The following is a 23577-nucleotide window of genomic DNA, read 5'->3' on the forward strand; positions in this document are numbered from 1 at the left end:
AAATGGCAAAAGGTAAGTTTATTTTAGGCACAGTACTAGGTACAGGGTTAAGTTATTGGGCCTTTAAAAAATGGCAGGAGCATCAAAGTGAAATTACTGATTACGTGATTGAACATTTAAGTCAATTAGCGCAATTTGATTTTGGTCAAGTTCAGCAAATTTTGCATCATCAGAATACTCAAACATTACATCAAAATGTTACCTCGGCCAATGATGACACTAAAACCAATTTTGATGATATTAAATTAGATGAAAGTCAAATTGTCAAAACTGAAGATTAAAAAAATGAGGTGTTAACCTCATTTTTTTATTACATAAGATAAGCAAATGATATTATTCTGGAAGATTCAAGTGCGATTTAACTTAACGAACCGGAATAGTTTGTAATTCTTTAGTGGTGTGGGTAAATGCTTCACAGCCATTGTCTGTTAAGTAAACACAGTCTTCAATCCGCACACCTGCGACACCAGGAACATAAATTCCAGGTTCAATAGAGAAGCACATACCAGGTTTTAATTCCATCTGGTTGCCTTCCATAATGGATGGAAATTCATGCGTAGAAGTGCCAATGCCGTGACCAAGCCGGTGGATGAAGTATTGACCATAACCAGCGTCTGTAATAATCTTGCGCGCAATCGCATCTAATTGTTCAGCGGTAATTCCTGGTTTAGCAGCATCCATGGCAGCTAATTGGGCTTCCAAACAAACATTATAGATATCTGTTTGTTGATCATTTAAAGTGCCAAAAGCTACTGTCCGACTCGCATCGCTCATGTAACCCTGGTTGACAGTTCCTAAATCAAAGAGGGCTAAGGCATTGGCCTCAATTTTACGCTTTTCTGGTACACCGTGCGGATTAGCAGCATTGTCACCGGACTGAACGATAGTATCAAAACTCGTATGCATGACACCTTGCTTCATCAGACCATACTCAATTTCAGCTACTACTTGTTGTTCCGTGCGGCTAGTTGATAAAGCTTCAAACCCTAATTTAAAGGCATAATCAGCTTGTTTGCCAGCTTCTTTCATCAATTCAATTTCTGCTGGTGACTTGATTAATTTTAATTGATCCAAGAATTCAGAAGCATTGCCAGGAAATTGCGCATCTGGAAATTGTTTCTTAATTGCTTCATAACGAATGTAGGATAAATCGGCTTTTTCGATTGCCCAATTAGTAGTCTTACTGGTTCGTTCTTTAATATGATCAGCGATTAATTGGAATGGATCTTCATGGTCTAAATAACCAAACACATCATGTTTCCAGCCGGCTTTTTTGGCGGCACCAACTTCTAATTGCGGTGTGAATAAGAACGGCTCAGCATCTGGAAAAGCAAATAATGCTAGCACGCGCTCTTCAGGATCACTATGAAAACCTGTGAAATATAAAATATCAGTTGGATTACTAATATAAACAACATCGTAATTTTGATCAGCAACCCATTGTTGTAAACTTTGTAAATGATTCATGTCATACCTCCCAACATAATTATATCAAGTATAGCACTTTTTGAAAAAATGATGTATTTTCATCGAAGCGCTTGCAAATATGCTTGATTTTTGTTAAATTAGTTATGAAAATAAATGAAAATAAGTTCAATTGAGTTGAGGTATTGAAAATGGATAAACCAGAGAAAGACATAACAATTACGGATGTGGCCCGACAAGCTGGCGTATCCATGGCAACTGTGTCTCGGGTTGTTAATGGGAATAATAATGTTAAAGAAACTACGCGTAAGAAAGTAATGGCGGTAATTGATAAATTACATTATCGGCCCAATGCGGTGGCACGTGGTCTAGCAAGCAAAAAGAGTACCACGATTGGTGTCATTATTCCTAGTATGACGGATTTGTTATACGCTAATCTAGCTAAAGGAATTGATGACGTTGCTTCAATGTATAAATATAATATTTTGTTGACTAGTTTAAATAAGGGCATTGTCAGTGAACAACAATTATTTAATGAATTATTGGCTAAGCAAGTCGATGGAATTATTTATATGGGAGAAAGTGTTTCACCTGAATTGCATAAAGAAATGATTAATTCTCGCGTGCCAGTAGTTTTCGCTGGTGCGATTGATGATAGCGGCAAGATTGCTAGTGTGAATATTGATTATCGCACAGCGGTTCGTGATGTAGTGCAATTATTAATCAATAATGGCAACCAACAAATTGCCATGGTAGCCGATGATTTAAGTAACTCAATTAATGGCAAATATCGTTTACAAGGTTATCGTGATGCCTTAGAACAAGCCGGTTTAACTTATTCTTCCAGTAATGTTTTCGAAACAGTTTACAATTTACAAGCAGGGGCTGCAGTTTGGGATGCCATTCATGAAAGTGGGGCCACAGCAGTTTATGTGGCTAATGATTTATTGGCGGCCGGCATTGTCAATGCAGCAGCGACAACGGGCGTTAAGATTCCGGAAGATTTTGAATTGATTACTAGCAGTAATACCATTTTGTGTGATGTCACACGCCCCAAAATGACGTCCATTGCTCAACCGTTATATGATATTGGTGCTGTTGCAATGCGGATGTTAACTAAATTGATGAATAATGAACCTGTGGATCAATTGGAAGTTAGCTTACCTTACAGCTTAATTAAACGTAATACTACTAAATAAAAAATTGGGATGAAAATCGCTTAGAATTTGGGTTCCAACTTAAATAAAAAAGGCGCCGTTATCAGAATTTTTTCTGATACGACGTCTTTTTGTTTGCTATTGTTCCAAATCATTAGATTGATTGGTAGTAGTACTGTCTTCAGGAGTAGTTGCTGGAGGAGTATCGACTGTTGAGGAAGTTGAATTATTGGTCGGACTATTAGTGGCTGGTAATTGCGAAGTACTGGTCGAACTAGTATTACTTCCAGCACCACTAATCGTCGAGTTGTTATAGGAATTGTTACTTTCACTATTGGAAATACTGTTGGAATTTTCTGTACTGCGAGTTGGTGGGACATAATCGCCTAAAAGAGAATCCGGTAAACCATTGGAGCTACGTTTACGATTGGTTTTATGGCTTGGCGTTTCGTCATCCAAGTATTGGGTTACACCGTAGCCGTTATCGCGTCCAAAATAATGATTCCAGAATAAACGATAATTTTTATTAGTACCACCAATTGCAAAGTGGTGACTAAGTGATGGGGCTGTTTGCTTATAAAATAAGCTGGTTGTCAAAGGCGAATTAAGATCAGTGTCATAGCCTTGATAAGTGGTATGACCAGGCAAAGTACCAGTAGCACTAAGAACTTTTTGGGCATGCACACTTGTCGGACGTTGCATTGTTTGATTGGCCTTGAGAAGTTGGGGATTAGTTTGGTAGACACTATTCATTAAATTAGCCCAAGTAGTTTGGTTCGTCTCTGTGGAATCTTCGGCTAAATTGTAGTTATGACCGTATAAATTATCATAACCCATCCACGAAGCTAATGTGACCCCTGGTGTACTACCAACAAACCAGTTATCACGGAAGTTATTCGAAGTTCCGGTTTTACCAAAGGCATTCTTGTAATTAAAGTTTAATTGGTAAGTTAAGGATGAAGCTGTTCCTTGTTCAATAACTCCGTGCATCATGTGTTGCATGATATAAGAGGTCCCTTTTTGGAAGACGCGCTGTTTTTTGGTTTTGTGTTGATAAATAACATGGTGATTAACATCAGTAATCTTGGAAATATAATACGGATTAACATGGACACCTTGATTGGCAAAAGTAGAAAACGCACTGGCTTCTTGTTCAACACTGAAACCATTACGGGTCCCACCTAAAGAAATACCTAGTTCGTGATATTCGCGGTTACTTAAAGCTAAGCCCATTTTATCCATATAAGTTTTGGGATTAACTTTTTGCTGTAATTTCTGGTACAACTGGACTGCCGGAATGTTTAATGATTGCTCTAAAGCTTTGTCAGCTGGGACAAATTTATTACCGATGGTATCGTCAAAATCGGTTGGCGCATATTTGCCAAATTTAACTTTAAAGTCCGCAATTAGACTCTTACTACCAATGAGCCCATTTTCAATGGCGGGCGCGTAAACTAACATTGGCTTAATGGAAGATCCAGGTGAACGTAGCGTATCAAAAGCGTGGTTGAGTTGGTTCTTTTTAAAATCACGGCCACCCACGAAACTTAAGACCGCACCAGTCTTGTTGTCTAGCAAAATGCTACCATTTTGCACGGGTTCTTGCACCTTAACATTGACACCAGTATTCGGATCTTTGGCGGTTGATTGATGTGTGGTTCCCAATAAGTCGGCATTTTGAGCAAACGCAGTTTGCATATTATCATATAAATCTTTATTAATGGTTGAATGAATATGGTAGTCATGTTCACTCATCATTTGGTTGGCTTTTTGATAATAGACTTGATATAAATCTTTGTCATGCGTAATTTGGTGATAACTTAAATTATTTTCTGTCGCCAATTGGTGCATTAACTTGACCCGTAATTTATCAGTCAGTAAATTATACAGATACCCATATTTAATTTTGTTTTTTGGCGCAGCCTGATGGGCAATGAATTGACTGGAGAGATCAACTTTTTTGGCAGCTAAATACTGTTGATGCGTAATATCGCCACTGCGATACATTCTAAACAAAACAATATCTTTACGTTTTAAACCAAGTTTTAAGTTTTGTTTTAAATGACCACTTTGATCAAACGGAGTATAAACTGAAGGACTTTGTGGTAAACCAGCAATAAATGCAGCTTGAGCTAAGCTTAAATTGGCTGCGGAGGTATTAAATAAACCTTCTGCAGCAGCTTCTACACCGGCAATATTTTGGCCACGGTTATTGCGGCCTAAAGGTATGACATTTAAGTAGGATTCTAAAATTTGCGATTTGGAAAAATGCTTTTCTAAACGGGTAGCTAGCAAAATTTCAGTCGCTTTCCGTTTCCAAGTGGTTTCTGATGAAAGGATTTGCATTTTTACTAATTGCTGCGTTAAAGTGGAACCTCCAGTTTGCGTTCCGTAACCCGTAATTTGCCCCAAGATGGCGCGAATCACTGATTTTGGAACGACGCCGTGATGTTGATAAAAGTTTTCATCTTCCGTGGCAACGACGGCCTTTTTAAGATAAGGAGAGATTTGATTGAACTTGACCGGTTGGCGTTTGGTATCTGAAGGAACCCGCTCCATCTTGACATTATTGGCAAAATAAAGCGTCGTCGATTGATCGACTTTTTCAATTTGATTTTTTAAACTGGTATAACTAGGAATCGGTTCACGGCTAATAATAGCAGTTAAATAGCCGCCACCAATTCCTGCTCCTAAGCCAATGACTAAAATACCAGCGACAAAAAGTACTAAAAATAGTTTCCGAATAACGCTGATGCCAAGGGTAATCCGTCCGGTCCAAGTAGTTGGTAAATCGTCGGGGTCTACCACCCGATTGGAATTTGGAGTCGGGGCGCTTGGTGTTGGCTGTGGTGCAGGCTGCGAACGAAAATGATTTTGGGAATGAACTCCAATTGGTTGATCAGTTTCTAAAAAATGGTTACGGAGCTTATTAAAAAGCCGGTCCCACCATGAATCTTGATTTCTCACAAAAAAACCTACCTTTGGCTATAATTTAGTGCTTGATAGTCCTAGAATTATTTGGGCAATAATAAATCTATTCTAATTATTATACAACAAGATAATTCATCTGATGACAATGATTAAAATCTAAAGTATATCTTCAGCAGATAATATGCTATCATTAATCTAATTTACTAGCTAGCAGTCAATAGCTTGATAATTGGTTTTTAGTTAAACCTGTTATTAAGCTTTTTGTTTAGGAGGCGTTAAAACGTGAATAAAGAAGCAAAACGGGCCATTTATATTCTAGTAGTGGGAAACTTTTTAATTTGTTTGGGAATTAGTTTGGTGATTCCCGTTCAGCCTTATATTAAGAAAGCTTATGATTTAACGACAACTGACGTGGGAATCATGAGTTCGTTATACGCTTTGGCGCAATTTATTGTGTCCCCGATTATGGGCCGGATTTCTGATCGTGTCGGACGTAAGCCAGTGATTTTAACAGGCTTAGTCTTATATATGTTTTCTGAATTTTTGTTTGCGGTGTCGAATTATTTTTGGTTATTTAATGTTTCACGTATTATTGGCGGTATCTCAGCAGCCATGTTTGTCCCAACTTCAATGGCCATGGCTGCTGATATGACCAATCAACAGCAACGTGCCAAAGTCATTGGTTGGATTTCCGCGGCTTTTAGTGGGGGGTTAATTTTAGGACCCGGAATTGGGGGCTTGCTTGCTAATGTTACTTATAAATTACCCTTTTGGGCCGCAGGAGTCTTGGGGTTAATCAGTAGTATTTTTACCTTCTTTTGTTTACCTAATGTCAAAACCACTACGCAAAAAGCTGTTGCCAAAATTAATTGGCGGACTTTTATGACTCCTATTTTATTGATTTTATTTGTCATGATTTTTATCTCATCATTTGGTTTGCAGGGCTTTGAAAGTATTTATAGTATTTATGTTAATCAAGTTTTTCATTTTAACATGAGCTCAATTGCTTTAGTCTTAACTTTAAATGGAATTATTTCCCTCTTTTTTCAGGTGGTTTTGTTTGATTGGTTAACTCGCTCTGTTGGCGAAATTCGCCTAATTGCGATTTGCTTTTTGTTAGGCTCAGTAGCCACTTTATGGATCACACAAACACATAATCATGTAGTAGTGATTATTGCTACTTTGATTGTCTTTACGGCTTTTGATTTGTTGCGGCCCTCGATTACGACGGTTCTGACGAAGATGAGTCATGCTAATCAAGGTTTAATTAATGGTCTTAATACGTCCTTGACGAGTGTGGGTAACGTCGTTGGCCCGTTAGTTTCGGGGATGTTGATGGATTGGCGAGCTAATAGTCCGTATCTATTGGTGACAATTATTTTATTCATTTCTTTTGTGATAACGTTAATTGTACAAAGGGTGGCTGTTTTACAAAAATCTAAAGAATAGAACAAAAAAGAGATTGGGCATCGAAGAAATTTTCATAATGAAATATGAATAATTTTTTCTTAGATCACTGCAAAAGTTAAACGTATTTTATTAGATTTAACTTTGAAGTGTCTTTAATCCCAATCTCTTTGTGTTCTTTATTTACATAAGCGCCACAAGGCATCTGCATAAATGGCGGTGGCAGTTAGTAGGTTGTCTAAAGTAATATATTCATTAGCTTGGTGCATGACATTAGCGGCTCCTGGCATTAAAGCGCCAAAGGCGACGCCACGTTCTAGTAAGCGGCCATAGGTTCCACCGCCGACGGTCATTGGTTTACTTTGATAATCACCAGTTTGATTTTGATAGGCAGTTAATAATTCTTTGACTAGTGGGTCATGAGCTTCCACAAAATGTGGTTCTTGAGCATGGGCAGCCAATTTGACGGTAGCCTTAGGAATAGCTGTTTGATATTGTGTGGCTATTTTATCAGCAGTGATGCCTTTAGGATAACGGACATTAACGATAATTTGGCCACCTTGGTTCAGTTGATATTCAAAAATATCGGGACTTTGACTTAAAGCACCCATTGTTACGTCTTGATGGTTAATACCTACTTTTTTGCCCAGATAGTCTAGATGAAAGTTGTCAACAATAGTTTGAAGAAAGTCGTGTCCAGGCTGATCTAATGGCAAGTTAATTAACAAGTTGGCTAGAAAAGTGGCGGCATTTAAACCATTTTCTGGTTCCATCGCGTGGGAACCTTGACCGATTAATTTGAGTGTGACAATTTGATCTTGAATTAAAGCATTGCCTTGTAATTTTGGGTTTTGTTTCAAGTATTGATTAAAAGCATTAACGACTTTGGAACTGTCCAGTGTTTGAATTTGACAAGTTGCACTTTGCGGAACCATGTTAGGCCGTAAACCACTGTTGAAACTAATTAAAATTTGTTCACCTTCACTGGTTTGGGGGGCAAAGTGTAGTTCATATGAAGCAATGCCTTTTTCGCCATTAATTACAGGAAATTCACCGTCTGGTGAAAATCCCAGATCCGGGAGTGGTTCAACTTCTAAATAACGGTTAACACCTCGCCACTGATTTTCTTCATCAGTTCCGAAGATTAATCGAATAGTCTTTTGAGGCTGAAAATTTTGGTCTTTTAAAATTTTTAAGGCATAGTAAGCTGCTAATGCGGGGCCTTTATCGTCTAAAGTACCACGACCAAATAATTTATCGTCTACTTGGGTTAACAAAAAAGGATCGCTGTCCCAGCCTTCTCCAGCAGGAACGGTATCCATATGGGCAAAGATACCTAAAATTTTTTCGCCTTGACCGTATTCAATGTGCCCCCCTAAGTTATCGACATTTTTAGTTGTAAAGCCATCCCGTTCACCCAGAGCTAGCATTTGCTGTAAAGCTTTGGCCGGACCAGGTCCTAAGGGAAAAGTAGAACTTTGATGGTCTTCATCGCTGGCACTATTAATGGCCACTAATGTTTGTAAATCATTTAAAATTGCTGTTTGATAATTGGTTGCTAATTGTTTCCAATTCATAATAAACCTCCTGTTGTTCAATCAATCATTACTAATATAGCAGATTTCAACTGTGGTATTTACCACCAAATATTATTTTTTAAAGCAGTGAGGTTATTAGCGACCAAATCGGTATAAGTGATCGCTGGTAAGTTAGAAACTTGGTGGGCGCTTGGTGGGCGGTTAGCATTAGAGCGTAGAGCTTGTTGAGTATTAATATCAATCGGATGATTCAAATTATTAATTAAGGGATCCGTTGTGGTTAGTTGTGGATTCAAATCTGGGTTGGCCGCTAAGACCAATAAATTTTTCAGTTTGATCCAGCCTTGATTATTGATTTGGGCCCAATTATGGCCATCAATATTTTGCAAGGCAGTGATTTGATAAGCTTGATTACAGTTTAAACTGCCTTTTTGGGCAGCTTTAGTAGCCGGCTGTAAATATAAATTGCGATTAACTTTGTTATTTTCGGGGATAACTGTTTGATTTAAAAAGGGAGCAAGATTGGCAACAAAGTCACTTTGTACTAAACCATTAGCAGTAATAAAACGATTGTTATCAATTTGTAAGTAATTGTCGTTATTCCAGCGCACAATTTTTTGGACATGAACGGTGTCATTGGGCTGTAACATGCCTTTTTGTGGTGACTGTGGGTAAGGATTTTCCCAGATTATTTGTGGATTTTGACTAATCAAAGTGGCGTCAAAACTCACGTTACTTTGATTAGCTTGGCGTTTTAATTGTTGATAATAACTAGCCCGCGCCGGAAAATTAGTCACTACCCCATCAATGGGCAGATTAACAAGCCAATTCCATTGCTTGGGATTTTCAGTCATTTCATCCCAGACAAAGACCTGTTGCCCAATGGCGTGCAATTGACTAATTAATTCCGGGGTTAGTAAAGCTGAAGAGACGTTAACTGCATTGGTATGTGTGAAAACGTCAAAATTTAAACGTCCCAGACTTCCGGCAATAAAAATTCGTGGGATTTGGGGCGCGAGTTGTTGCATATTCTTTAAACTATCAATTGAAAAAGAGTGAACCATAATGCGGGACTGCATGTGGTACTTATTGATAGCATTAACTAAGAGTTGTTCCATATTTTGGGGATTGTTATGCTTAGTTTTTTTAGTTTCAATTAAAAACTTAACGTTAGGGTTATTTTGGTAATGGCTAAACAACTGCTCAATTGTATAAATATTTTGACCGTTACTTTGCTTGAGTTGTGTCAGCTGGCTAGCCGGATGTTGGGAGACGATTAAATTGGCGCCAGTTACTCGCTGCAAATTACGATCGTGAGAAATGATCAATTGATTGTCACTAGATTCATGAACGTCTAATTCAACCCATTGCGCACCATCACTAAAGGCCGCATCAATACTAGCAAAAGTTTCTTCGGGGGCCTTTAACGGATCGCCACGATGACCAACCACAATAAAACCGGTATTAAAAATTAGACTAATTAATAGTAGAATAGAAAAGAAAGATTTTTTAAACACAGACTGTAACCTCTTAAAGGAGCGGATTTTTTGCACGATTATCAAACTTTAGATTTAATTGAACAGATTACGCGAAATGATGGCAGTCGTTATTATGAAATTGCCAATATGTTTATGAATGGGCGCGCGGAGTTAGCTGCGGAACGGAAAATGATTAAAGAAGTCCGCATTTTGCAGCTAAATATTCCACATTCGACAGCTGTTCAAGTCTATGAAGACTATATTAATAAAACATATACTTTTCCTAAAGAAGATTTTGATCATTGGCAGGAATGGGAAAAGCCCGCTGGCCCCATTAAAACTGCCTTTGAACAAATTTTACATGCTAATAACATTAACTAAGATTATATGATAATACTTTTAATAAGTCATCGGTGGAACTAAATTAACCAGAGGGGGAAAAGTATGTCAGAAGAAATTCAGATAATCCATACTAACGACTTGCATTCACATTTTGAAAATTTTCCCAAAATTGAGCGGTTCATTCAACAACAACGAACGTCAGCCAAGCAGGCGGGGCAAACGCTGCTTTTGTTTGATTTGGGTGATGCTTCGGATCGGCAGCATCCCTTAACTGAAGCGACTAAAGCGCAAGCTAATGTTCAATGGATGAATCAATTACATTATGATGGAGTGACGATTGGTAACAGTGAAGGTCTATATTATCGCCATCAAGATTTAGAACATATGTATGATCAAGCTAATTTTGATGTGATTTTAGGTAATTTGAAAGAAAAAAATGGCCTGCCCCCAGCATTTGTGCAAGATTATAAGATTCTACAAACTTCCAAGCAAACGAAAATTGGTGTCTTAGGCTTGACGGCACCTTATACCTTAACGTATCCCTTAGCTGGTTGGCAAATTCAAATGGTTGATGAAGTTTTACCAAACTTGATTCAAACCGTGCGGCCACAGGTGGATGTCTTAATCTTATTGTCGCATTTAGGTTTGCCAATAGATCAACGCTTGGCTCGGCAATATCCACAATTAGATTTGATTATTGGTTCGCATACGCATCATTTGTTACCGCAAGGTCAATTAATTGATCATACATTATTAACAGCTGCTGGCAAGTATGGGCAACACGTTGGGACCGTGACTTTAACTTTGGCTGATCATCAACTAATTAAACAACAAGCCCAAACAGTGACGGTAGCTCAAATGCCAAGTCAAGACGACGACCAAGCTGTGATTGCTAAGTATGAAGATCAGGGACACCAGTTACTCCGTCAACAAAAAATCGCCAACTTACCGTTCACCTTAACGCAAGATCCTTTTGCCAAGCAGGCAGCTTTAAAACTCACACTACAGGCTTTGTTGGAACGAACTCAGGTGCCAGCGGCAATGCTAAATAGTGGCTTGTTTTTGACAGATTTATCTGCGGGGGTAATTACAGCGGACGATTTGCATCGCCAATTACCGCATGCCATTCATTTAATGATTACCAAATTAAAGGGGCGAGATTTTTGGCGCTTTATCATGGAAGTAGAAAAGAATCGTAATTTTTTGCGGAACTTTCATCAAAAAGGAATGGGCTTTCGTGGCAAAATTTTTGGTGAAATTTTCTTTTCAGGCGTAGAATTTGATGCAACAACTAACCGCGTATTTTATTGCGGTCAAGAAATTCAACCACAAAAAGAGTATCAAATTGCTTTACTGGATCATTATTTGTTTATTCCTTTTTTCCCTACTTTGCAAATTGTTGGTCAGAATACGATTTTGTACCCTGATTTTTTACGGGAAGTGTTAGGGAAGTATTTGCAACAAAAATTTCCATTAATAAAAGAAGGTGATTAGTATGCCAGAGAAAAAGAGCGTTACTGTAGCGACGAAAAAAAAATCGATTCTGAGTCGCAGTATTGAACATGCCATTGCTGTGACAAATGATGAGTTATCAGACGAGGCGGAACAATCAGCGGCTGAAGTTTTACAGATTAGTCCTGAACAGATTAAAATCAATCAAGAACCGTATTTGATTGTCACTAACCACCAGAATGGTTTGGATTTAAATCGGCTGGCGCTACGTTATAATTCCGTTTTACAAAAGTACGATTATATTGTCGGCGATTGGGGCTACGGGCAATTACGCTTACGGGGGTTCTATGATAATAATCGAATTCATGCCAAGATTGATCAAAAGATTAATACACTGCAGGATTATCTGTTAGAATATTGTAATTTTGGCTGTGCTTATTTTGTCTTAGAGCGGGAACAAAAGGCCCCCGAAGTTCATAAACAGCTGATTAAAAAGCGTAATATTCAAAAAAAGTATGCGAATCAGCATAAAGTTAAAACAACGGCGCAACAGTTTAAGCGCCGTTCACTAAAGAAAACGCCTGTGGTTCATTCACGGGGAAAAGTTACTAAAAAATCCAATTTTAAAATTCGAAATCTTAAACAACAAGGATAAATGAAGTATGAAATATCAAGGCTATTTAATTGATTTGGACGGAACAATGTATCGGGGGCGGCAAAAAATTGCTGCCGCCGCACGCTTTATTACGCGATTACAGCAACAACAGATTCCGTTTGCTTTTTTGAGTAATAATACTACCAAAACGCCACAGCAGGTGGCTGATAATTTACGTGTTAATCATCAGATTAAGGTGACACCGCAGCAAATTATTACCCCGGCAGCAGCGAGTGCTGATTATATTCAACACCATCAACTTTCGGCAGCAAATACTTGTTTCGTGATTGGTGAATGGGGCTTAAAGTCGGCACTTTTTCAAGCTGGTATTCAGTATTCAGAGGTCAATCCTGATTATGTAGTAGTGGGGTTAGACACAGATTTAACTTACCATAAATTAGAAGTAGCTACGTTGGCGATCAAAAATGGTGCGCAATTTATTGGAACCAATGCGGACACTAATTTGCCCAATGAACGTGGATTAGTCCCTGGAGCGGGGTCAATTGTTTCTTTTGTGGAAACTTCGACACAACAAAAAGCTATTTATATTGGTAAACCGGAACGGACGATTGCTGATTTTGCTTTGAAACAATTAGGTTGGCAACGCCAACAAGTGGCCATTATTGGTGATAATTATCATACAGATATTGAATGTGGTTTTAATTCCGGAATTGATACAATCTTAGTTTATACAGGGGTCAGTACGCCAGCACAAGTGGCACAATATGCGCGCAAACCAACTTATCAAATTGCTAGTTTGGATGAGTGGCGTGTGGATTGATGATATTAAACCTCAATTTTTTGGTAGTTAGTTTAGTTTTTATTTTAACGTCGGCTGTGATCGTGACGATTTTAGGCAGTTTTTTGATTTTTTGGTGTGACTTACATTATTTACAATTAAATTTGGTAGTGCACCTTTCTAATCATCAAATTTGGCATAATTATGGTCAAATTATGCTGTACTTAATTAATCCGTTAAAAAAACATTTGGTATTGGCTAACTTTTTTAGTTCGGCTCAGGGCTTGGAACATTTTCGAGAGGTCAAGGAGCTGTTTTTATTAGTGGGCTTAGTATGGCTGTTCAGTGGAGCAATCATTATTTGGTGGCAAAAGCACCACCAATTATTACCTTTAATGACGATTAATTTGCAATGGTTGCGAATTTTAGGAGTAGTGCCGTTAATCTTAGGGGCATTGGCTGGTTTAGATTTTGATGGCTTTTTTGTAGTATTTCACCAGCTTCTTTTTCGCAATAATGATTGGTTGTTTGATCCGTTAAAAGATCCGGTTATTAATATTTTGCCAGATACCTTCTTTTTACATTGCTTTATACTAGCATTTCTAGTTTTTGAATTATTGGTATTAATAAGCTTATATTGGCAACATTGTTATGCCCAAAAAAGACTAAAATCATAATAAAAAAGGCTGAATTCTATCAATTAGAAGAATTCAGCCTTTTTTAATAGTTTTTATTTAGTTGATTTGGCCCGAAGCATGCCCACGACGGCAGGCAGTACCGAAATGACGATAATTGCCAGTACAATCATGGAAAAATGCTCTTGAACGAAGGGCAAGTTGCCAAAAAAGTGCCCACAAATTAAACAAATACTAACCCAGATAAAAGAACCGATGAAGTTATAGTGCAAGAAACGTCGATACTTTAATGCGCCACTGCCGGCTACAAAAGGTACAAACGTGCGAACTATTGGAATAAATCGGCCCATAGCGATGGCTTTACCACCATGTTTATCAAAAAATGTTTGAGCTTGATTGATATATTCGGGTTTAACCAGTTTATGAAACCAAGCTTTTCCTTGCAGCCAATGATTGAGATACTTACTAATTGAATAATTACAAGAATCACCACCCATGGCAGCCAGCAGAAAGAGTAAAAATAATAACCAAACATTAAGCCCACTAGCTTTGTTGGCTGCTAAAGCGGCAGCAGCAAATAAAAGTGAGTCACCGGGTAAAAATGGAAGAATGACTGCTCCAGTTTCGATAAAAATAATCAAAAATAAAATAATGTAAGACCAGTTACCAAATTGGTTAACCAACCCAGCAAGGTGTTTGTCGACATTCATTACAAAATCAATTAGTTGCATAAAGACTCCTTAATTTTTGCTTTTGATGTATATTTTACTGGTTGCTAGTGAGAAGTTCCATAAAAACTTAATTGAACATGGAAGAACTGTGCATTAAACGACTATTCTTCGGATTGATTGCCTCAACAGCAGAATTAACGGCAATGGTGCCTTCACTAAATCCTAAAGTAATTAGGCGCTGCTTCCCCGGATAGCTAACGACATCGCCGGCAGCATAAATATTAGGACGATTGGTTCGCATTTTGGAATCAACTTGAATAAACGGGCCTTGAAGTTTAAGCTCCCAATTTCTTAAAAGACGTGAATCACTCATAATGCCATAGTTAACTAATAATTTGTCAACATTAATAGTCTCTACTTGATTTTGTCCCACTTCTTTATAGCTAACAGTTAGTTGCTGATTGTCAGCTAACACAAGGTTAGTGATTATTTTGGGCGTTAATAGTTGAATGGTAGATTCTTTTAAAGCCTGGACACTAGATTCTAACGCACGAAATTGATCTCTGCGATGTAAGAGAAAAGTTTTATGTGCAATTTTGTTGATTGTTAAGGCCCAATCTACGGCAGTATCACCACCTCCAGCTATCAACACTGTTTTGTTCTGATAAGAATTAATATCTTGAACAAAGTAGTCTAACTGATGGCCTTCGAGTTTTTGATCATAGTCAAAGGCTAATTTGCGCGGCTTGAAAGGACCATTGCCGACGGTGATGATGACGGCTTTAGCGAAAATATCTTGACGATTAGTTACTAATTGATAAATATCATCTTGTTTAACTATATTATTGACAATGGTATTTAATCGCTTAGTATACTGAATTTGGGTTCCAGTTTGAATTAGATCATCAATCAAACCTTGACCAGTAATGCCAAATTTGCCAGCAACATCGTAAATCTTTTTTTGCGCATATAAGTTGCGTGGTTGGCCTCCTAGATTAGGCATTCCTTCAATTAAGACTGCATCTAAGCCCCGCATAGCAGCGTAATAAGCAGTAAAAATCCCGATTGGCCCTCCACCAATAATTGCGACATCAAACGTTTTATCTTTCATAAGTAGCACCTCAAATATAATTACATTGGTTAATATTATATGTTAATCTTAGTAAAGAGGTAATAATTTTATGGATTTAACGATAGGCCAGGTTGTCTCAGGAACCGTTACGGGAATTAGATCTTATGGTGCATTTGTCCAAATAAAGGATAGTAATCGACAAGGATTAATTCATATTTCGGAATTTCGGAATGGTTATGTTGATGATATTTCTGAGCTTTTACATTTGGGACAGGTAATTCAAGTGCGTATCCTAAATATTGATGAATATGATGAAAAAATCAGTTTATCATTACGAGCATTAAAGCCAGTTTTATATGATAGTCAACATTATAATCGAAAAAGTTACTGGACCGATCAACAAAAGAACATCGGTTATCATACAATTGCCAGGCATAAAGAGGCTTGGATTAAGGAAGAACTACAGAAAATTGAAAAAAAATCAAAAAATGTCAAAAAGGGGTTGCAAAAGGGTAAAAAAGTTGATAATATATTTTCTGTTGTCAATGAGTCATGCGCGTCACTGTTAAGCAAATAAAAAAAACAGTTGACAAGCTCATGATAAGATGATAAACTAAATGAGCCGCTTAATCAAGTGGTAATCAACAAAAAGTTAAGTAGATCTTTGAAAACTGAACAAAGTTTCTTTAAAAGCCAAGTGCTGGGTTCTTGAAAAAGAACCTGTCAATTTAAAAGTAATAAAGAAGACAAAGAACGTTAGAGTTCTAAGTCTGAGTCAACAAACTAACAAAAAATGAGAGTTTGATCCTGGCTCAGGACGAACGCTGGCGGCGTGCCTAATACATGCAAGTCGAGCGAGCAGAAGTAACGGAATACCTTCGGGTAGGAAGATATGGACGCGAGCGGCGGATGGGTGAGTAACACGTAGGTAACCTGCCCTTTAGCGGGGGATAACAATTGGAAACAGTTGCTAATACCGCATAAAGTGCTTAATCACATGATTAAGGAATGAAAGACGGTTTCGGCTGTCACTAAAGGATGGACCTGCGGCGTATTAGCTAGTTGGTGAGGTAAAGGCCCACCAAGGCGATGATACGTAGCCGACCTGAGAGGGTAATCGGCCACATTGGGACTGAGACACGGCCCAAACTCCTACGGGAGGCAGCAGTAGGGAATCTTCCACAATGGACGAAAGTCTGATGGAGCAACGCCGCGTGGATGAAGAAGGTTTTCGGATCGTAAAATCCTGTTGTTGAAGAAGAACGTGCTTGAGAGTAACTGCTCAAGTAGTGACGGTATTCAACCAGAAAGTCACGGCTAACTACGTGCCAGCAGCCGCGGTAATACGTAGGTGGCAAGCGTTGTCCGGATTTATTGGGCGTAAAGGGAGCGCAGGCGGTTTGAAAAGTCTGAATGTGAAAGCCCTCAGCTTAACTGAGGAAGTGCATCGGAAACTGTCAAACTTGAGTGCAGAAGAGGAGAGTGGAACTCCATGTGTAGCGGTGAAATGCGTAGATATATGGAAGAACACCAGTGGCGAAGGCGGCTCTCTGGTCTGTAACTGACGCTGAGGCTCGAAAGCATGGGTAGCGAACAGGATTAGATACCCTGGTAGTCCATGCCGTAAACGATGAGTGCTAAGTGTTGGGAGGTTTCCGCCTCTCAGTGCTGCAGCTAACGCATTAAGCACTCCGCCTGGGGAGTACGACCGCAAGGTTGAAACTCAAAGGAATTGACGGGGGCCCGCACAAGCGGTGGAGCATGTGGTTTAATTCGAAGCAACGCGAAGAACCTTACCAGGTCTTGACATCTCCTGAAAGCTGTAGAGATACAGGGTTCCCTTCGGGGACAGGAAGACAGGTGGTGCATGGTTGTCGTCAGCTCGTGTCGTGAGATGTTGGGTTAAGTCCCGCAACGAGCGCAACCCTTGTTACTAGTTGCCAGCATTAAGTTGGGCACTCTAGTGAGACTGCCGGTGACAAACCGGAGGAAGGTGGGGACGACGTCAAATCATCATGCCCCTTATGACCTGGGCTACACACGTGCTACAATGGATGGTACAACGAGAAGCGAACTCGTGAGGGCAAGCAGAACTCTAAAAACCATTCTCAGTTCGGATTGCAGGCTGCAACTCGCCTGTATGAAGTTGGAATCGCTAGTAATCGTGGATCAGCATGCCACGGTGAATACGTTCTCGGGCCTTGTACACACCGCCCGTCACACCATGAGAGTTTGTAATACCCAAAGCCGGTGGGGTAACCCTTCGGGGAGCTAGCCGTCTAAGGTAGGACAAATGATTAGGGTGAAGTCGTAACAAGGTAGCCGTAGGAGAACCTGCGGCTGGATCACCTCCTTTCTAAGGAAAAATAAACGGAAAGCAGTTGGCAAGAAACTTTGTTTAGTTTTGAGAGGTCTACTCTCAAACATTAGTACTTTGAAAACTGAATATTATGAGAAGAAAGACACCGAGAATCGAGAGATTCGAAGAAAGTAAGAAACAGTAGTAATTAAGGTTAAGATAATAAGGGCGCACGGTGGATGCCTAGGTACTAGGAGCCGAAGAAGGACGCAACGAACAGCGAAATGCTCCGGGGAGTTGTAAGTAAACGAAGATCCGGAGATATCCGAATGGGGGAACCCGGCTAAGGTAAAGCTTAGTCACACTGCGACGAAAGTTGTAAGTGAGGAAGACGTGGTGAACTGAAACATCTAAGTAGCCATAGGAAGAGAAAGAAAAATCGATTTCCTGAGTAGCGGCGAGCGAAACGGAAAGAGCCCAAACCAGAGAGCATGCTCTTTGGGGTTGTAGGACTGGGACGTGAGATAGTCGAAGATAGCTGAATCAGTTGGGAAGCTGAACCAGAGATAGTGATAGTCTAGTAGGCGAAATCAGAGACACTCTACCAGTATCCTGAGTACGGCGGGGCACGTGAAACCCCGTCGGAAGCAGGGAGGACCATCTCCCAAGGCTAAATACTCCCTAGTGACCGATAGAGAACAAGTACCGTGAGGGAAAGGTGAAAAGCACCCCGGAAGGGGAGTGAAATAGATCCTGAAACCGTGTGCCTACAAGTAGTCAGAGCTCGTTAAAGAGTGATGGCGTGCCTTTTGTAGAATGAACCGGCGAGTTACGATTGCGTGCGAGGTTAAGTTGAGAAGACGGAGCCGAAGCGAAAGCGAGTCTGAATAGGGCGAAAGAGAGTACGTAGTCGTAGACCCGAAACCAAGTGACCTACCCATGTCCAGGTTGAAGGTGCGGTAAAACGCACTGGAGGACCGAACCCACGTAAGTTGAAAATTGCGGGGATGAGGTGTGGGTAGCGGTGAAATTCCAAACGAACTTGGAGATAGCTGGTTCTCTCCGAAATAGCTTTAGGGCTAGCCTCGGAGAAGAGGATCTTGGAGGTAGAGCACTGTTTGGACTAGGGGCCCAACATGGGTTACTGAATTCAGATAAACTCCGAATGCCAAAGATCTTTCTCCGGGAGTCAGACGGTGAGTGATAAGATCCATCGTCGAAAGGGGAACAGCCCAGATCACCAGTTAAGGTCCCAAAATCCATACTAAGTGGAAAAGGAAGTGGAACTGCACAGACAACTAGGATGTTGGCTTAGAAGCAGCAACTCATTTAAAGAGTGCGTAATAGCTCACTAGTCGAGTGGTTCTGCGCCGAAAATGTACCGGGGCTAAGTATGGTACCGAAACTGTGGATGTGCATCGAAAGATGTACGTGGTAGGAGAGCGTTGTAAGCACGAAGAAGCCAGATCGAGAGGACTGGTGGAGAGCTTAGAAGTGAGAATGCCGGTATGAGTAGCGAAAGACCAGTGAGAATCTGGTCCACCGGATGACTAAGGTTTCCTGGGGAAGGCTCGTCCGCCCAGGGTTAGTCGGGACCTAAGATGAGGCCGAGAGGCGTAATCGATGGAAAACAGGTTGAGATTCCTGTACTGTTCAGTGTTGTTTGAACGATGGAGGGACGCAGGAGATGAATTGTGAGCATGCAGCTGGAAAAGCATGTCTAAGCAGCGAGTCTGGATATGAGTCAAATGCTTATAACCGCGAAGGATGAGTTGTGATAGGGAGCGAAATTAAAGTAGCGAAGCACAATAGTCACACTGCCGAGAAAAGCTTCTAGTGAGACACTGAATACCCGTACCGCAAACCGACACAGGTAGTCAAGGAGAGAATCCTAAGGTGAGCGAGAGAACTATCGTTAAGGAACTCGGCAAAATAGCCCCGTAACTTTGGAAGAAGGGGTGCTGGTGTAAGAGCCAGCCGCAGTGAAAAGGCCCAAACAACTGTTTATCAAAAACACAGGTCTCTGCAAAATCGTAAGATGACGTATAGGGGCTGACGCCTGCCCGGTGCTGGAAGGTTAAGAGGATGAGTTAGACTTCGGTCGAAGCCCAGAATTGAAGCCCCAGTAAACGGCGGCCGTAACTATAACGGTCCTAAGGTAGCGAAATTCCTTGTCGGGTAAGTTCCGACCCGCACGAAAGGCGTAATGATTTGGGCACTGTCTCAACGATAGACTCGGTGAAATTATAATACCCGTGAAGATGCAGGTTACCCGCGACAGGACGGAAAGACCCCATGGAGCTTTACTGTAGCTTGATATTGAGTTTTTGTGTAACATGTACAGGATAGGTAGGAGCCGTAGAGATCGGTACGCTAGTATCGAAGGAGGCGCTGGTGGGATACTACCCTTGTTATATGAAAGCTCTAACCCGCGCCGTTGAAGCACGGCGGGAGACAGTGTCAGGTGGGCAGTTTGACTGGGGCGGTCGCCTCCTAAACAGTAACGGAGGCGCCCAAAGGTTCCCTCAGAATGGTTGGAAATCATTCGTAGAGTGTAAAGGTAGAAGGGAGCTTGACTGCGAGACAGACAAGTCGAGCAGGGACGAAAGTCGGGCTTAATGATCCGGTGGCACCGTATGGAAGGGCCATCGCTCAACGGACAAAAGCTACCCTGGGGATAACAGGCTTATCTCCCCCAAGAGTTCACATCGACGGGGAGGTTTGGCACCTCGATGTCGGCTCATCGCATCCTGGGGCTGTAGTCGGTCCCAAGGGTTGGGCTGTTCGCCCATTAAAGCGGTACGCGAGCTGGGTTCAGAACGTCGTGAGACAGTTCGGTCCCTATCCGTCGCGGGCGTAGGAAATTTGAGAGGATCTGTCCTTAGTACGAGAGGACCGGGATGGACATACCACTGGTGTACCAGTTGTCTTGCCAAAGGCATAGCTGGGTAGCTAAGTATGGAAGGGATAAACGCTGAAAGCATCTAAGTGTGAAACCCACCTCAAGATGAGATTTCCCATTCAGTAATGAAGTAAGACCCCTCAAAGAAGATGAGGTAGATAGGTTGCGAGTGGAAGTGTAGTGATACATGGAGCTGAGCAATACTAATCGGTCGAGGGCTTAACCAAGGGTGTCGAGTAAGAACATAATATTCAGTTTTGAGAGGACTAAGGTTCTTTCAGAAGGTAAGAAGAGAGCAAGTGTGGTGGCGATAGCGAGGAGGAAACACCTGGAATCATGCCGAACACAGAAGTTAAGCTTCTCAGCGCCGAAAGTAGTTGGTGGGAAACTACCTGCGAGGATAGGTCGTTGCCATGCTGCTCTTATTATCTTGGAAGATTAGCTCAGTTGGGAGAGCGTCTGCCTTACAAGCAGAGGGTCACAGGTTCGAGCCCTGTATCTTCCATTGAGTCGCTAGCTCAGTTGGTAGAGCAACGGCCTTTTAAGCCGTGGGTCGTGGGTCCGAGCCCCACGCGACTCATTTTGCGGGTGTGGCGGAATTGGCAGACGCGCTAGATTTAGGTTCTAGTGTCCTTTGGACGTATGGGTTCAAGTCCCTTCTCCCGCACTTGCATGTTCTTTGAAATATGTTATAGTTTTATTTTTATTATGCCGACTTAGCTCAGCTGGCAGAGCATCTGTCTTGTAAACAGAGGGTCGGAGGTTCGAATCCTCTAGTCGGCATTTTGCGGAAGTAGTTCAGTGGTAGAACATCACCTTGCCATGGTGGGGGTCGCGGGTTCGAATCCCGTCTTCCGCTTTCATTATAATCACGCCGGGGTGGCGGAACTGGCAGACGCACAGGACTTAAAATCCTGCGGTAAGTGATTACCGTACCGGTTCGATTCCGGTCCTCGGCATTATAATGAGCACCCATAGCGCAATTGGATAGAGTGTCTGACTACGAATCAGAAGGTTGTAGGTTCGACTCCTACTGGGTGCATGTTTTTTTCGGGAAGTGGCTCAGTTTGGTAGAGCACCTGGTTTGGGACCAGGGGGTCGCAGGTTCGAATCCTGTCTTCCCGATTAGCTTTTTAATAGCTATGGCGGTGTAGCTCAGCTGGCTAGAGCGTCCGGTTCATACCCGGGAGGTCGGGGGTTCGATCCCCTTCGCCGCTATTAATCGGACCTTTAGCTCAGTTGGTTAGAGCAAACGGCTCATAACCGTTCGGTCGTAGGTTCGAGTCCTACAAGGTCCATAGATTTTTTATGGACTTTGTGGTAAGATTTTATTATCGCGGGATGGAGCAGTCTGGTAGCTCGTCGGGCTCATAACCCGAAGGTCGTAGGTTCAAACCCTACTCCCGCAATTTGGTCCTATGGTGTAGTTGGTTATCACGCCTGCCTGTCACGCAGGAGATCACCGGTTCAAGTCCGGTTAGGACCGTTAGATGGCTCGGTAGCTCAGTCGGTAGAGCAATGGATTGAAGCTCCATGTGTCGGCAGTTCGATTCTGTCCCGCGCCATTTTTGTTAAAGATTGCGGGTGTAGTTTAGTGGTAAAACCACAGCCTTCCAAGCTGTTGTCGCGAGTTCGATTCTCGTCACCCGCTTATGGGCCTATAGCTCAGCTGGTTAGAGCGCACGCCTGATAAGCGTGAGGTCGATGGTTCAAGTCCATTTAGGCCCATTGGAGAAGTACTCAAGTGGCTGAAGAGGCGCCCCTGCTAAGGGTGTAGGTCGCGTAAGCGGCGCGAGGGTTCAAATCCCTCCTTCTCCGTTGGAATTTTTTCCATGTTTATTGCGATTTGGAGGATTACCCAAGTGGCTTAAGGGAACGGTCTTGAAAACCGTCAGGCGTGTAACAGCGTGCGTGGGTTCAAATCCCACATCCTCCTTTATAATTATCGCGGGATGGAGCAGTCTGGTAGCTCGTCGGGCTCATAACCCGAAGGTCGTAGGTTCAAACCCTACTCCCGCAATTTGGTCCTATGGTGTAGTTGGTTATCACGCCTGCCTGTCACGCAGGAGATCACCGGTTCAAGTCCGGTTAGGACCGTTAGATGGCTCGGTAGCTCAGTCGGTAGAGCAATGGATTGAAGCTCCATGTGTCGGCAGTTCGATTCTGTCCCGCGCCATTTATGGAAGGGTAGCGAAGTCTGGCTAAACGCGGCGGACTGTAAATCCGCTCCTTCGGGTTCGGTGGTTCGAATCCACTCCCTTCCATCATAATAGGGATATAGTTCAATGGTAGAACAACGGTCTCCAAAACCGTCGATGTGGGTTCAACTCCTACTATCCCTGTTATATCCTGGCGGTATTGGTGAAGTTGGTTAACACACCGGTTTGTGGCACCGGCATACATGAGTTCGAGTCTCATATACCGCCCTTTCTTTATTGGGTTATAGCCAAGTGGTAAGGCAATGGACTTTGACTCCATTATGCGCTGGTTCGAATCCAGCTAACCCAATTTTTACCTGGCGGTATAGCCAAGTGGTAAGGCAGAGGTCTGCAAAACCTTGACCACCGGTTCAAATCCGGTTACCGCCTTTGGCTTTAGCCATGGTTTATTATTAATATTTTGCCGGTGTGGCGGAATTGGCAGACGCGCTGGATTCAAAATCCAGTTCCTGTTAAAGGAGTATCGGTTCGACCCCGATCACCGGTATCTGATGAAACAGTTAACTTAATTATGTTAGCTGTTTTTTTGTGTTTCAAAATAAATTGGTCTACATAAAAAAGAGTGCCGACGAAATACTTATCAACACTCAATATTATAGAACCTTAAAAAACAAGTCTTGTTTGGTCAGAAAATCAAACAAGACTTGTTTTTTAA

15 protein-coding genes, 26 tRNA genes and 3 rRNA genes are annotated in these 23577 nt (G+C 41.5%); 38 read left to right on the forward strand and 6 right to left on the reverse strand.

The window, feature by feature from the left end:
• The first annotated feature begins 2 nt into the window (after nt 1-2).
• Nucleotides 3-281 (forward strand): hypothetical protein, encoded by a 279-nt coding sequence (locus tag AC3B6D_RS02165; RefSeq protein ID WP_489757264.1) that lies wholly within the window; start codon nt 3-5, stop codon nt 279-281.
• 82 nt (nt 282-363) lie between these two features.
• Here the strand turns inward: AC3B6D_RS02165 and AC3B6D_RS02170 are convergent, their stop codons facing one another.
• Nucleotides 364-1467, reverse strand: a complete 1104-nt coding sequence (locus AC3B6D_RS02170) for a M24 family metallopeptidase (protein WP_489769149.1) — start codon at nt 1465-1467, stop codon at nt 364-366.
• A gap of 149 nt (nt 1468-1616) precedes the next feature.
• Here AC3B6D_RS02170 and ccpA point away from each other — a divergent pair, with 149 nt between their 5' ends.
• The gene (ccpA, locus tag AC3B6D_RS02175; RefSeq protein WP_489757266.1) at nt 1617-2624 is read left to right on the forward strand and encodes a catabolite control protein A; all 1008 of its coding nucleotides are present in this window, start codon (nt 1617-1619) and stop codon (nt 2622-2624) included.
• Between the two features lie 96 nt (nt 2625-2720).
• Here ccpA and AC3B6D_RS02180 read toward each other — a convergent pair whose 3' ends face one another.
• A complete protein-coding gene (locus AC3B6D_RS02180) occupies nt 2721-5549 on the reverse strand; it encodes a transglycosylase domain-containing protein (RefSeq protein ID WP_489774805.1) in 2829 nt (942 codons plus the stop codon).
• A 246-nt stretch (nt 5550-5795) separates the two neighbouring features.
• Here AC3B6D_RS02180 and AC3B6D_RS02185 point away from each other — a divergent pair, with 246 nt between their 5' ends.
• A complete protein-coding gene (locus AC3B6D_RS02185) occupies nt 5796-6962 on the forward strand; it encodes an MFS transporter (protein WP_489757268.1) in 1167 nt (388 codons plus the stop codon).
• A gap of 137 nt (nt 6963-7099) precedes the next feature.
• Here the strand turns inward: AC3B6D_RS02185 and pepV are convergent, their stop codons facing one another.
• Both pepV and AC3B6D_RS02195 read right to left on the reverse strand, forming a co-directional pair.
• Nucleotides 7100-8497, reverse strand: a complete 1398-nt coding sequence (gene pepV, locus AC3B6D_RS02190; RefSeq protein ID WP_489774806.1) for a dipeptidase PepV — start codon at nt 8495-8497, stop codon at nt 7100-7102.
• 59 nt (nt 8498-8556) lie between these two features.
• The gene (locus tag AC3B6D_RS02195) at nt 8557-9975 is read right to left on the reverse strand and encodes a glycerophosphodiester phosphodiesterase (protein WP_489769146.1); all 1419 of its coding nucleotides are present in this window, start codon (nt 9973-9975) and stop codon (nt 8557-8559) included.
• 30 nt (nt 9976-10005) lie between these two features.
• On the opposite strand from AC3B6D_RS02195, the gene AC3B6D_RS02200 reads away from it, so the two are divergent.
• The 5 genes from AC3B6D_RS02200 to AC3B6D_RS02220 all read left to right on the forward strand — a co-directional run bounded on the left by AC3B6D_RS02200 (nt 10006) and on the right by AC3B6D_RS02220 (nt 13801).
• On the forward strand, nt 10006-10317 hold the full coding sequence (locus tag AC3B6D_RS02200; protein ID WP_489757271.1) for a hypothetical protein: 312 nt from the start codon (nt 10006-10008) through the stop codon (nt 10315-10317).
• 63 nt (nt 10318-10380) lie between these two features.
• Nucleotides 10381-11772 carry a bifunctional metallophosphatase/5'-nucleotidase gene (locus AC3B6D_RS02205; RefSeq protein ID WP_489769145.1) on the forward strand — a complete coding sequence of 464 codons (1392 nt, stop codon included), beginning with the start codon at nt 10381-10383 and terminating at the stop codon, nt 11770-11772.
• 1 nt (nt 11773) lies between these two features.
• Nucleotides 11774-12385 carry a YutD family protein gene (locus tag AC3B6D_RS02210; protein ID WP_489757273.1) on the forward strand — a complete coding sequence of 204 codons (612 nt, stop codon included), beginning with the start codon at nt 11774-11776 and terminating at the stop codon, nt 12383-12385.
• A gap of 7 nt (nt 12386-12392) precedes the next feature.
• Nucleotides 12393-13166, forward strand: a complete 774-nt coding sequence (locus tag AC3B6D_RS02215; RefSeq protein ID WP_489757274.1) for a TIGR01457 family HAD-type hydrolase — start codon at nt 12393-12395, stop codon at nt 13164-13166.
• The gene (locus tag AC3B6D_RS02220) at nt 13166-13801 is read left to right on the forward strand and encodes a TIGR01906 family membrane protein (protein WP_489757709.1); all 636 of its coding nucleotides are present in this window, start codon (nt 13166-13168) and stop codon (nt 13799-13801) included. Before AC3B6D_RS02215 ends, AC3B6D_RS02220 begins: the two co-directional genes overlap by 1 nt.
• A 53-nt stretch (nt 13802-13854) precedes the next feature.
• On the opposite strand, the gene AC3B6D_RS02225 is transcribed toward AC3B6D_RS02220, so the two are convergent.
• Both AC3B6D_RS02225 and AC3B6D_RS02230 read right to left on the reverse strand, forming a co-directional pair.
• Entirely contained in the window at nt 13855-14490 is a 636-nt protein-coding gene (locus tag AC3B6D_RS02225; RefSeq protein WP_489757275.1) for a VTT domain-containing protein, read from the reverse strand.
• A 67-nt stretch (nt 14491-14557) separates the two neighbouring features.
• The gene (locus AC3B6D_RS02230; RefSeq protein ID WP_489769144.1) at nt 14558-15541 is read right to left on the reverse strand and encodes an NAD(P)/FAD-dependent oxidoreductase; all 984 of its coding nucleotides are present in this window, start codon (nt 15539-15541) and stop codon (nt 14558-14560) included.
• Between the two features lie 70 nt (nt 15542-15611).
• On the opposite strand from AC3B6D_RS02230, the gene AC3B6D_RS02235 reads away from it, so the two are divergent.
• The 30 genes from AC3B6D_RS02235 (at nt 15612) to AC3B6D_RS02380 (ending at nt 23409) form a co-directional block, all read left to right on the forward strand.
• Nucleotides 15612-16079, forward strand: a complete 468-nt coding sequence (locus AC3B6D_RS02235) for a CvfD/Ygs/GSP13 family RNA-binding post-transcriptional regulator (RefSeq protein ID WP_489774807.1) — start codon at nt 15612-15614, stop codon at nt 16077-16079.
• 212 nt (nt 16080-16291) lie between these two features.
• Nucleotides 16292-17858 (forward strand): 16S ribosomal RNA (locus AC3B6D_RS02240).
• A gap of 155 nt (nt 17859-18013) precedes the next feature.
• A 23S ribosomal RNA gene (locus tag AC3B6D_RS02245) occupies nt 18014-20930 on the forward strand.
• A 73-nt stretch (nt 20931-21003) separates the two neighbouring features.
• Nucleotides 21004-21120 (forward strand): 5S ribosomal RNA (gene rrf / locus AC3B6D_RS02250).
• Together the 16S, 23S and 5S rRNA genes with 26 tRNA genes alongside form the textbook arrangement of a ribosomal RNA operon.
• A 15-nt stretch (nt 21121-21135) precedes the next feature.
• Nucleotides 21136-21208: transfer RNA gene (locus tag AC3B6D_RS02255), tRNA-Val, on the forward strand.
• A 2-nt stretch (nt 21209-21210) separates the two neighbouring features.
• Nucleotides 21211-21283: transfer RNA gene (locus AC3B6D_RS02260), tRNA-Lys, on the forward strand.
• A gap of 4 nt (nt 21284-21287) precedes the next feature.
• Nucleotides 21288-21370 (forward strand) — tRNA-Leu (locus AC3B6D_RS02265).
• A 43-nt stretch (nt 21371-21413) separates the two neighbouring features.
• Nucleotides 21414-21486, forward strand: a tRNA-Thr gene (locus AC3B6D_RS02270).
• 4 nt (nt 21487-21490) lie between these two features.
• A tRNA-Gly gene (locus AC3B6D_RS02275) sits at nt 21491-21562 on the forward strand.
• A gap of 14 nt (nt 21563-21576) precedes the next feature.
• A tRNA-Leu gene (locus AC3B6D_RS02280) sits at nt 21577-21662 on the forward strand.
• 9 nt (nt 21663-21671) lie between these two features.
• Nucleotides 21672-21745, forward strand: a tRNA-Arg gene (locus tag AC3B6D_RS02285).
• 9 nt (nt 21746-21754) lie between these two features.
• Nucleotides 21755-21828, forward strand: a tRNA-Pro gene (locus tag AC3B6D_RS02290).
• A gap of 19 nt (nt 21829-21847) precedes the next feature.
• Nucleotides 21848-21921 (forward strand) — tRNA-Met (locus AC3B6D_RS02295).
• Between the two features lie 6 nt (nt 21922-21927).
• Nucleotides 21928-22001 (forward strand) — tRNA-Ile (locus tag AC3B6D_RS02300).
• Nucleotides 22002-22038: 37 nt separating this feature from the next.
• A tRNA-Met gene (locus AC3B6D_RS02305) sits at nt 22039-22112 on the forward strand.
• 3 nt (nt 22113-22115) lie between these two features.
• Nucleotides 22116-22189, forward strand: a tRNA-Asp gene (locus tag AC3B6D_RS02310).
• A 6-nt stretch (nt 22190-22195) separates the two neighbouring features.
• A tRNA-Phe gene (locus AC3B6D_RS02315) sits at nt 22196-22268 on the forward strand.
• A gap of 15 nt (nt 22269-22283) precedes the next feature.
• A tRNA-Gly gene (locus AC3B6D_RS02320) sits at nt 22284-22354 on the forward strand.
• 3 nt (nt 22355-22357) lie between these two features.
• Nucleotides 22358-22431: transfer RNA gene (locus AC3B6D_RS02325), tRNA-Ile, on the forward strand.
• A 2-nt stretch (nt 22432-22433) separates the two neighbouring features.
• Nucleotides 22434-22521 (forward strand) — tRNA-Ser (locus AC3B6D_RS02330).
• A gap of 30 nt (nt 22522-22551) precedes the next feature.
• Nucleotides 22552-22639 (forward strand) — tRNA-Ser (locus tag AC3B6D_RS02335).
• 10 nt (nt 22640-22649) lie between these two features.
• Nucleotides 22650-22723 (forward strand) — tRNA-Met (locus tag AC3B6D_RS02340).
• A gap of 3 nt (nt 22724-22726) precedes the next feature.
• A tRNA-Asp gene (locus AC3B6D_RS02345) sits at nt 22727-22800 on the forward strand.
• A 6-nt stretch (nt 22801-22806) separates the two neighbouring features.
• Nucleotides 22807-22879 (forward strand) — tRNA-Phe (locus AC3B6D_RS02350).
• 5 nt (nt 22880-22884) lie between these two features.
• Nucleotides 22885-22967: transfer RNA gene (locus AC3B6D_RS02355), tRNA-Tyr, on the forward strand.
• 7 nt (nt 22968-22974) lie between these two features.
• Nucleotides 22975-23045, forward strand: a tRNA-Trp gene (locus AC3B6D_RS02360).
• A gap of 10 nt (nt 23046-23055) precedes the next feature.
• A tRNA-His gene (locus AC3B6D_RS02365) sits at nt 23056-23129 on the forward strand.
• Between the two features lie 10 nt (nt 23130-23139).
• Nucleotides 23140-23211 (forward strand) — tRNA-Gln (locus tag AC3B6D_RS02370).
• A 9-nt stretch (nt 23212-23220) separates the two neighbouring features.
• Nucleotides 23221-23291 (forward strand) — tRNA-Cys (locus tag AC3B6D_RS02375).
• 33 nt (nt 23292-23324) lie between these two features.
• Nucleotides 23325-23409, forward strand: a tRNA-Leu gene (locus AC3B6D_RS02380).
• Nucleotides 23410-23577: the final 168 nt, after the last annotated feature.

The organism is Bombilactobacillus sp. ESL1097, from assembly GCF_058107205.1.

What these genes read in the sequence shown, in the direction of transcription:
- ccpA (WP_489757266.1), top strand. Translation starts at nt 1,617, where the DNA reads ATGGATAAACCAGAGAAAGACATAACAATTACGGATGTGGCCCGACAA.
- AC3B6D_RS02215 (WP_489757274.1), top strand. Translation starts at nt 12,393, where the DNA reads ATGAAATATCAAGGCTATTTAATTGATTTGGACGGAACAATGTATCGG.
- AC3B6D_RS02165 (WP_489757264.1), top strand. Translation starts at nt 3, where the DNA reads ATGGCAAAAGGTAAGTTTATTTTAGGCACAGTACTAGGTACAGGGTTA.
- AC3B6D_RS02225 (WP_489757275.1), bottom strand. Translation starts at nt 14,490, where the DNA reads ATGCAACTAATTGATTTTGTAATGAATGTCGACAAACACCTTGCTGGG.
- AC3B6D_RS02220 (WP_489757709.1), top strand. Translation starts at nt 13,166, where the DNA reads ATGATATTAAACCTCAATTTTTTGGTAGTTAGTTTAGTTTTTATTTTA.
- AC3B6D_RS02210 (WP_489757273.1), top strand. Translation starts at nt 11,774, where the DNA reads ATGCCAGAGAAAAAGAGCGTTACTGTAGCGACGAAAAAAAAATCGATT.
- pepV (WP_489774806.1), bottom strand. Translation starts at nt 8,497, where the DNA reads ATGAATTGGAAACAATTAGCAACCAATTATCAAACAGCAATTTTAAAT.
- AC3B6D_RS02170 (WP_489769149.1), bottom strand. Translation starts at nt 1,467, where the DNA reads ATGAATCATTTACAAAGTTTACAACAATGGGTTGCTGATCAAAATTAC.
- AC3B6D_RS02230 (WP_489769144.1), bottom strand. Translation starts at nt 15,541, where the DNA reads ATGAAAGATAAAACGTTTGATGTCGCAATTATTGGTGGAGGGCCAATC.
- AC3B6D_RS02205 (WP_489769145.1), top strand. Translation starts at nt 10,381, where the DNA reads ATGTCAGAAGAAATTCAGATAATCCATACTAACGACTTGCATTCACAT.
- AC3B6D_RS02235 (WP_489774807.1), top strand. Translation starts at nt 15,612, where the DNA reads ATGGATTTAACGATAGGCCAGGTTGTCTCAGGAACCGTTACGGGAATT.